The organism is Gemella sp. GH3, assembly GCF_013415425.1.
Classification (GTDB): domain Bacteria; phylum Bacillota; class Bacilli; order Staphylococcales; family Gemellaceae; genus Gemelliphila.
In genome coordinates, this window is the sequence record NZ_JACBYC010000136.1 from 1 (window position 1) to 7745 (window position 7745).

The 7745-nt window shown below is 26.4% G+C and carries 5 protein-coding genes; 1 reads left to right on the forward strand and 4 read right to left on the reverse strand.

Going from position 1 to position 7745, the window contains the following annotated elements:
• The first annotated feature begins 312 nt into the window (after window positions 1–312).
• Window positions 313–543: a hypothetical protein gene (locus HZY83_RS05655; protein ID WP_179943085.1), complete on the forward strand. Its 231-nt coding sequence runs from the start codon at window positions 313–315 to the stop codon at window positions 541–543.
• A 354-nt stretch (window positions 544–897) separates the two neighbouring features.
• Here the strand turns inward: HZY83_RS05655 and HZY83_RS05660 are convergent, their stop codons facing one another.
• The 4 genes from HZY83_RS05660 to rlmD form a co-directional block, all read right to left on the reverse strand.
• Entirely contained in the window at window positions 898–1434 is a 537-nt protein-coding gene (locus tag HZY83_RS05660; RefSeq protein ID WP_179943086.1) for a GNAT family N-acetyltransferase, read from the reverse strand.
• 402 nt (window positions 1435–1836) lie between these two features.
• Complete coding sequence (locus HZY83_RS05665) at window positions 1837–4092, reverse strand: DEAD/DEAH box helicase (RefSeq protein WP_179943087.1); 2256 nt, start codon at window positions 4090–4092, stop codon at window positions 1837–1839.
• Complete coding sequence (locus HZY83_RS05670) at window positions 4089–5711, reverse strand: site-specific DNA-methyltransferase (RefSeq protein ID WP_179943088.1); 1623 nt, start codon at window positions 5709–5711, stop codon at window positions 4089–4091. The genes HZY83_RS05665 and HZY83_RS05670 overlap by 4 nt, the downstream gene beginning before the upstream one ends.
• 469 nt (window positions 5712–6180) lie before the next feature.
• Window positions 6181–7524, reverse strand: coding sequence for a 23S rRNA (uracil(1939)-C(5))-methyltransferase RlmD (gene rlmD / locus HZY83_RS05675; RefSeq protein ID WP_179943089.1), 1344 nt, complete (start codon window positions 7522–7524; stop codon window positions 6181–6183).
• Between the last annotated feature and the right edge of the window lie 221 nt (window positions 7525–7745).

Genomic DNA, 7745 nt, shown 5'->3' on the forward strand with positions numbered 1-7745 from the left:
CATATAATCTATGTAAAGAATACATAATCTACTTGGAGAAAACAATTTATTTTCACTTTTAATTTTTATTTTTTAGTATACTTTTATATTTTATATATTAGCTAATATGTAATCTTTACAATGAACTACAACAATATTTATAATTTATTAGTATATATTTCTATTTATATATTTAATTTATTTTTTATAATTCGACTTTATTTTTATATTGTTTACAAGTGTTTTCTATGCTACCATTAAGCTGTAGCTTAGTAATAATTGTATTAAATAAATTTTATATAATTGTAAATACATAAAAACAAAGGAGAAAATATGAATAATAAAATTAAAAAAATTATAATAATATCACTAGTGCTAACTCCTATGTTTATTATTAATAACTATGTAGATGAGTTTGTTAACGATAGTATTATATATAAGATAATGTACAACATATATAAATTTATATTTGTAGTAACTTTTGTAACGATTATTGTTTATATTGTAAAAAATTTTAACAACATCGAAATATTAAAAAATACAATAAATAGTAACCTTGTATAATGCAAAAAGGGAGTAGATTATAACTACTCCCTTTTAGTTAATTAGAAAATTCTTTCAATCTTTTTGAAATATCGGCTAAAAATTTATTCAACTTTTCCATCCACTCATTTTCAATTTACTTTTTCTTTATCCGTATTTTTAATCATATTTTTACTTAAGCCAATTAACGTGTAGTTCATCGCAGCTAGCATATTAAATATTTTCTTATCATTTAAATAAATAAAAGCACCACCTAAAATAGTATCTAAATATATTTTTTATAGTAAAATATATTTATTTATACATAATAATCTACTGTTATCAATGATTTCGTATAATTTTTGATTATAACTTAAATTCTATACTTTCATTTAATTAATATTGCGCTCTGTGATTTTCCCACTCTTCTCGTAAAATACCGTATTTAACAGAATCATAATACACACCTTCCCAATAACGAACTTTACGAATACAAGCTTCTTGTTTCATCCCTAAACGTTCACTTACACGCATCATACGAATATTTCCAGACCACGTTGTCAGTCCTATATGCTCTATTTGAGTGAAATCAACAAATGTTTTATCTATCCATAAAGATAGTGCAACTCTACCAACTTTTTTATCCCAACAATTTTCGTCATAAATTACGATACCAATTTCTAACCAACGTGTTTTTTCACACTCCCAGTAGCGAAATAACATACCAACTAACTGATTGTCTACAAAAATCCCCCAATTATTTGACGAACGATAAAATGTCATTTCTTTTTTAAATTGCTCGTAAGTGTAAACTTTATAATCATCAAAATATGGTCCATTCCATTTAGTCCACTCCATATTTTCTCGTGAAAAGCCAATTTCCCAAAGCCTATAAATATCTTTCTCTTGTGTAACAGGTTTGATTTCTATCATTATTATCTCCTTGTATATAATATCTGAGTGTTATTAATATTTTTATCATATCAATAAAATTGCACTTTTGCAAAAATAATATAATAAATACTGCGAAATAAAATGATATCACAGATATCACATATGAAATGTTTATGAATCTTAATAACTAATAAAAAGATAGAGTTAGGATTATACATCTAACCCTTATAATACCTTTTTATTATCCATTATACAACCTTAAACAACTTTATGTTGTTTTGTTGATATACCTTATGTTTTTTGCTTTATATTAGGTTTTATATCAATAGTAAAATATTTTTAAACACATAGATGTTATAAACATATATATTGTACACCCACAATATTCAGCATAGAGATTTTTCGTCCTACACTGAATATTATACATCCAAAATTTAATTATTAAAATATTTCCTCTAGTAGTTTCCAACTACTATCTCTCATATTTTCTACATAATAAGTATTATTGAGATACAATTCATCATTTCTATCTCTTACAAAGCCAAAATTATATCCATGTTTTGTGGCAAATTCTTTAAAGGCTTCAAATTTATTTTCAATTTGAACATCAATATTTTTACTTTGTCCGTTTTTCTCTCCACCCTTAGTTTCAATTAACCAGATTGAATCATCATGTAATTGAATAATATAATCGGGATAGAATAATCGTTGTTTGTCAAAATTTGTTCCATAAACTACTGATAAGTATTGTTGTCCACTATTTCCATTTTTATACACATATTTCACATTCGGATTTTTATCACAATATTTTTCAAATAATCTTTCTGACGTGGAACGAAAATCATCTGTAATCATAGAAGTGTTGTACTCTTTATACACATTTGATTCTAAATTTCTAACATTAGGTTCAAATGGTACGTAACGATAATGTTCTTCTAGTGGAATTGAAAAATCTTCTACCCTATTTTCTAAAAATGTTTGTTGCTCATACTTTTTGCCAGAAAATTCAATAAAATCTTTTTTCAATTTATCAACATTATTAATAATAAAAGCATAAAACTCTCTTAAATTTAGATTGAGTAATTTATATCTTTTATTGCCAAAACCCTTTAAGAATAGAGTTTTAAGTATTTGATGTGTTTTATCATAACTAAGTCCAATATGCTTTTTAATTGCATCAACACAGTGTTGACGATCAATACCATGAATGTGCGTATTGACTTCCATATCCATAACACCATACTGAGCTTGTTCTTCGTTTACTTGCATTAGTGTAGAATACTTACCAGTTAAATAGCTTCTTTTTAATGTTGTTCCTAAAATAAATCCAGAGTTTTCAAGTCTGATTCTATTATCTTGTTTTACTCCATCTAATGAATACCTATCTTTGAAAAATTCATAAATACGATTACGCATTAATTGTTCATCTACATAGTTACCATCTTTATTTCTTAACTCTTTTTTAAGTTTGATAGCTCTAGCTTCATCTTTTAAAAATAGTTTTTTTGTTTCAAATCCACTACCTGCTTTAATAACATCTAATTTGTATTTCTCATCAAAAGTATACAGATATGAACAATCCAGTATATCTTTACCGTAGTGTTTTGCTTTAGGCATTCTTCTAAGTCTACCTAGTGTTTGAATTTCAAATGTATCACTCATATTTTCACGAAGTTTTACAAGTATCTTTGCACGAGGACAATCCCATCCAGTAGCTAGTGCTTGTTTGAAAAGTAAAAATACAGGTATCGCATTAGCTTTTGTAATACTATCTTCATCTGTTGTTCCAATATTTATTTTTCCTAGTTTTTTAGATTTTCTGGCTTTATCTTCTTTGCTTTCAGCACTAAACCACGAAGCAAGTAATTTATTTTCATAACTATATCCCATACTATTTAATTTATTTTCAACAAATTCAATAAGTTCATCATTTAGATTAGGAAATTGAACTAACACAAGAGGTCTAACATCTTCTTTTTCATCCATATAAGCCTGTGCAATTTCGTTTCTTACTTCATCGGCTTTTTCAAGTAAAATCTCAGCTTCATTTTTTGGATTAGTAACACTTACTGATTCAAATCCTTTATTAATGTACATAAATCTTGTAATTAATTCCTCATTAATAACATCAACTTCTGATATTTCGTGAAATTCTCCTACAACTTTTTTATTAGGTGTTGCAGATACTCTAATTTCATATTTTGCATTGATACTAGAAATAATATCACCTGCTTTTGATGTATTATTTTGATGTTCTTCATCAATGATAATAATAAAGTTTTTCTCTTTTCTATGTGCTTCAGAAATTCTTTCAAAAAGGTTTTTTCTTTCACTATCTCTTATAGCAGTATTATCTTTTTTGGTAATTGTTTCCCAGTTTATAAAATAGGTTGTACCAGAAACAAAACCACTTGATAAAATATCAAATAGAGAACCAGTCTTCAAGTTAGGAGCAAAACGATTCATTTTTTCTTTTGATTGTTCCTCAAGTTCTCCCTTACCTGGACAAAACCAACAGATAATATCATCTTCATGATAATCTAGATATTTTTCAATATATGCAACTAAGATAATTGTTTTACCGCTTCCTGTTGGACTTTGCATAATAATTTTAGGTTTAGAGTTAATATTTGTAGTTTTTTCAAAAAGAAAATCTACTGCTTTTTCTTGAAAGTTTTTAAGTTTTAATCCAATCATAGCTCTCCAACCTCCTTAAGTTCACTTCTGTAGTAATATTCAGGAATATCTACTACAGTTACATTTTTATCATCTAATATTCTTTGGTGCGTTCTTGATAGAAATATTCCAGATGTAATAAACAATTTACCACCCTCTTTTATATTTTCCACAATACTTTTCAATTCATCTTCATCATCTAAAATAATATATTTTTCGTTATCTATTTCAATATGGTGTTCCAGTTCAATTAGTTCTTTGATGTGTTCTAACATCTTTTCAGAAATAGTTTCCTCATCTTCATCGCTTTCATACTTAGAAATAAAATCTGTTTTGAAATATTTTAAATTGTGTGGCAATTCATCTTGAATATTTTTTAATCTTTGATAAGTAACTTCTTCACAAATGTTGTTTTCATTATTCGTACAAAGGATGTATTTTCTGTTTCCACCGTCTTCTTTATTGAGTTGCATAACTGCGTGTCCAGTTGTCCCGCTTCCTGCGAAGAAATCGAGAATGGTTGAGTTTTTATTCGAAGTAAACTTGATTAATTTTTCAACGAAATAGGTTGGCTTAGGATAGTCAAATTTTTCATTTTTAACCAATACGGATAACTCTTTTGTAGCTACAGAATTCATAAATTCATTTTCAATAAAATACAAAGTATCTACAGGCATAAATTGAGTCTTTAAATTACTTGCATATCTTTTGAAAATAAAACCTCTTTGATTTTTCTTTATTGTATCTTTAAATTTAATTCGTCCCATTTTTATATATTGATTCATAGTCTGCAATGAAAATGCCCAATACCTTCCTGTTGGAGGATAATCAATTTGTCCTGTAATAGGATTTTCAATAGGAAAATATGTACTATCACTACCACTTTTAGCACTTGGGTCTCCAGATGTCCAAATTCCATTAGGATCATTATCAGGATTACTATATCCTTCTAATGATTTTTCTTCTCCAATAAAAAATGATGAAAGTTTATTTTTACCATAAACATGAAGATATTCATGTTGAATATTAAGTCCATTACCATCATCTCCGGTCATTGATTTTGTTTTTCTAATAAATGTAGTAAGATAATTCATATCTCCAAAAATATCATCACAAAGTAATTTTAATTGAGCAAATTCATTTTCATCAATACTTATAAGTATAAATCCCTTTTCATTTAAAAGGTTTTTAGCGATTTTAAGTCTCTCATGAATAAAAGAAAGCCACTTAGAATGTCTGTAGTAATCATCTAATCCTATTATTTTATCTTCATAAATAAACTCTTTATTTTTTGTATTATATGGTGGATCGATATAGATAACATCAATTTTACCTTTGTGTGTCTTTTCAAGAAGTTTTAGAGAGTGTAAGTTATCTCCCTCTAATAAGAAGTTGTATCCATCATCTTCATCTGCTACTATTTTTCTTTGTCTATCTTCACAAAATACAGGTATGTTATGTTCTAACATTTCATCTACTTTTTCTATATGTCTTTCCCACACCAAACCGTATTTCTTTTCGTTTAGTGCCGTTTCAATTTCTCCTAAAGCTCTTAGACTATCATCATCCTGATGTTCTTGTTTTAATTTTTCCAAAAACTCTAGCATTTTTTGTCTTTTTTGCTGTGATATATTTGCCATATTAACTCCTTTCTAAGTATCACAATTATCATTGCCAATATTATACTATTTTAGCAGATTTTTTCTAGATTATTAAATGTTCTTATTATAGTATCTATACTCATAATATTTTTCTTACCAGTTTCTTATTGAATTATAAGTACAAAATCTGTCATCACAATAGTTTTTCCTTGTTTTTCATTAAATTCTACCAATATTGTTATTTATTGTAAAACTATTGATTCCGTTTAATTCAATCTTTATTGCTAATATTTTATTAGAGATAGTAGGACACTCATCAAATAATATACTCATTTATTTTTACTTTAAAATAAAAAAGACAAGAAGTTTTTCTACTTTTATTAGCATACTATTTTGTATATACATAGAGCATATCAACACAAACTTCTAAATCAAAATATTTTTCAATATTTTTTCTAAAATTTATACTGTCTTCATAAAAATGAAAAATACTTAAAATAAAGGTTTTTTACTCTTTACTTCGTTGCAGCAATACCACACACTCAACATGCACTGTCTGTGGAAACATATCCACTGGCTGAATATCACCAACATTGTATCCTAAATTTTTCATTATATTTATATCTCTAGCTAAAGTTGCTGGATTACAACTAACATAAACCACTTTAGGAATATTCATATCACTCAAATTACGTAAGAAGCTTTCTTCACATCCTTTTCTAGGAGGATCTACTATTACCACATCTATTTTTTCTTTATTTTGTATTAAATCTTCAATAACTTCTTCGGATTTTCCTAATAAAAATTTTACGTTATCAATATCATTATTTCTTGCATTTTCTACAGCATTGTTTATTGCTGGCTCTACTACTTCTATTCCATAAACTTTCTTAGCATTACCTGCAACGAATAAACTTATAGTCCCTATCCCGCAGTATGCATCAATTACGTTATCCGTTTGCTTGACGTCCGCTAGTTCTATGGCTTTTCTGTACAATAATTCTGTTTGAATAGGATTCACTTGATAAAAAGATTTTAATGAAATATTAAATTTTAAATTTCCTAGGTAATCAGAAATAAATTCTTCTCCATAAAGAATTTCAGTATAATCTCCGTATATAACATTCGTTTTCTTATCATTAATATTAAGAATAATACTCTTAATTCTATTATCTAAACTAACCATTTCATTAACAAACTCTTTTAATTTTGCAAACTTTTCTTTTGCGATAATACCAATCATAATCTCCGTCTTATCACGATTTGTTCTAAACATTATATGACGTAAAGCACCTTTATGATTTTTTTCGTCATATACAGATAGCTGAATATTTTTAATTATATCTCTAATTTTATTTATTAAAATATTATGCTCTTCGTACTGAATACTACAATTATAGCTATTTATAACATCGTGTGTTCTTGGCTTATAATATCCCATTTTTATTTCTTCATTTTCTTTTTGAACTGGAACTACAGATTTATTTCTATAATTATAAGGATTTTCCATTCCCAAAGTTTGTAAGACATTAACCTGATCTTTTCCTAAAATTTTGTCAAAAATATTTTTTACTTTATTAGTCTTGAATTTCAGCTGTTCCTCGTATGATAAATGTAATAGATTTGCTCCAGAAGTTTTCTCTGTAATTTCCACTCTATTAGGAGATTTCTTAATAATTTTTATTAATTTTGCATATCCTAAATTTTTCTTTAATTTAGTAACTTTAATTTCTACTTCTTCGCCCACTACTACATCTTCTACAAATAACGGAAAATTATTAATCTTAACTACACCTAATCCATCATGCGTGTAATCTGTAACAATTCCTATAAAATAATCATTTTTTTGCATAATGTCTCCTTTCACTCTTTATTTTTACTACAAATAATACTTTATTTTACCACAAATCTACTAAATAATGAATAATAAGCCTTTTTATAACATTTATTTGCATCAAGACTTTATTTAAATTTAATATAATATAGCGATATATAATTATATAGTTTAAACCTATTACAACTCTACAAATCTATTGTTTTAACATAATCAAAATAAAATTTTAAGATAAATAC

Bases quoted from the DNA above. Each gene is read 5' to 3' on its own strand.
- rlmD (WP_179943089.1), bottom strand. From the start codon at position 7,524: ATGCAAAAAAATGATTATTTTATAGGAATTGTTACAGATTACACGCAT.
- HZY83_RS05660 (WP_179943086.1), bottom strand. From the start codon at position 1,434: ATGATAGAAATCAAACCTGTTACACAAGAGAAAGATATTTATAGGCTT.
- HZY83_RS05655 (WP_179943085.1), top strand. From the start codon at position 313: ATGAATAATAAAATTAAAAAAATTATAATAATATCACTAGTGCTAACT.
- HZY83_RS05670 (WP_179943088.1), bottom strand. From the start codon at position 5,711: ATGGCAAATATATCACAGCAAAAAAGACAAAAAATGCTAGAGTTTTTG.
- HZY83_RS05665 (WP_179943087.1), bottom strand. From the start codon at position 4,092: ATGATTGGATTAAAACTTAAAAACTTTCAAGAAAAAGCAGTAGATTTT.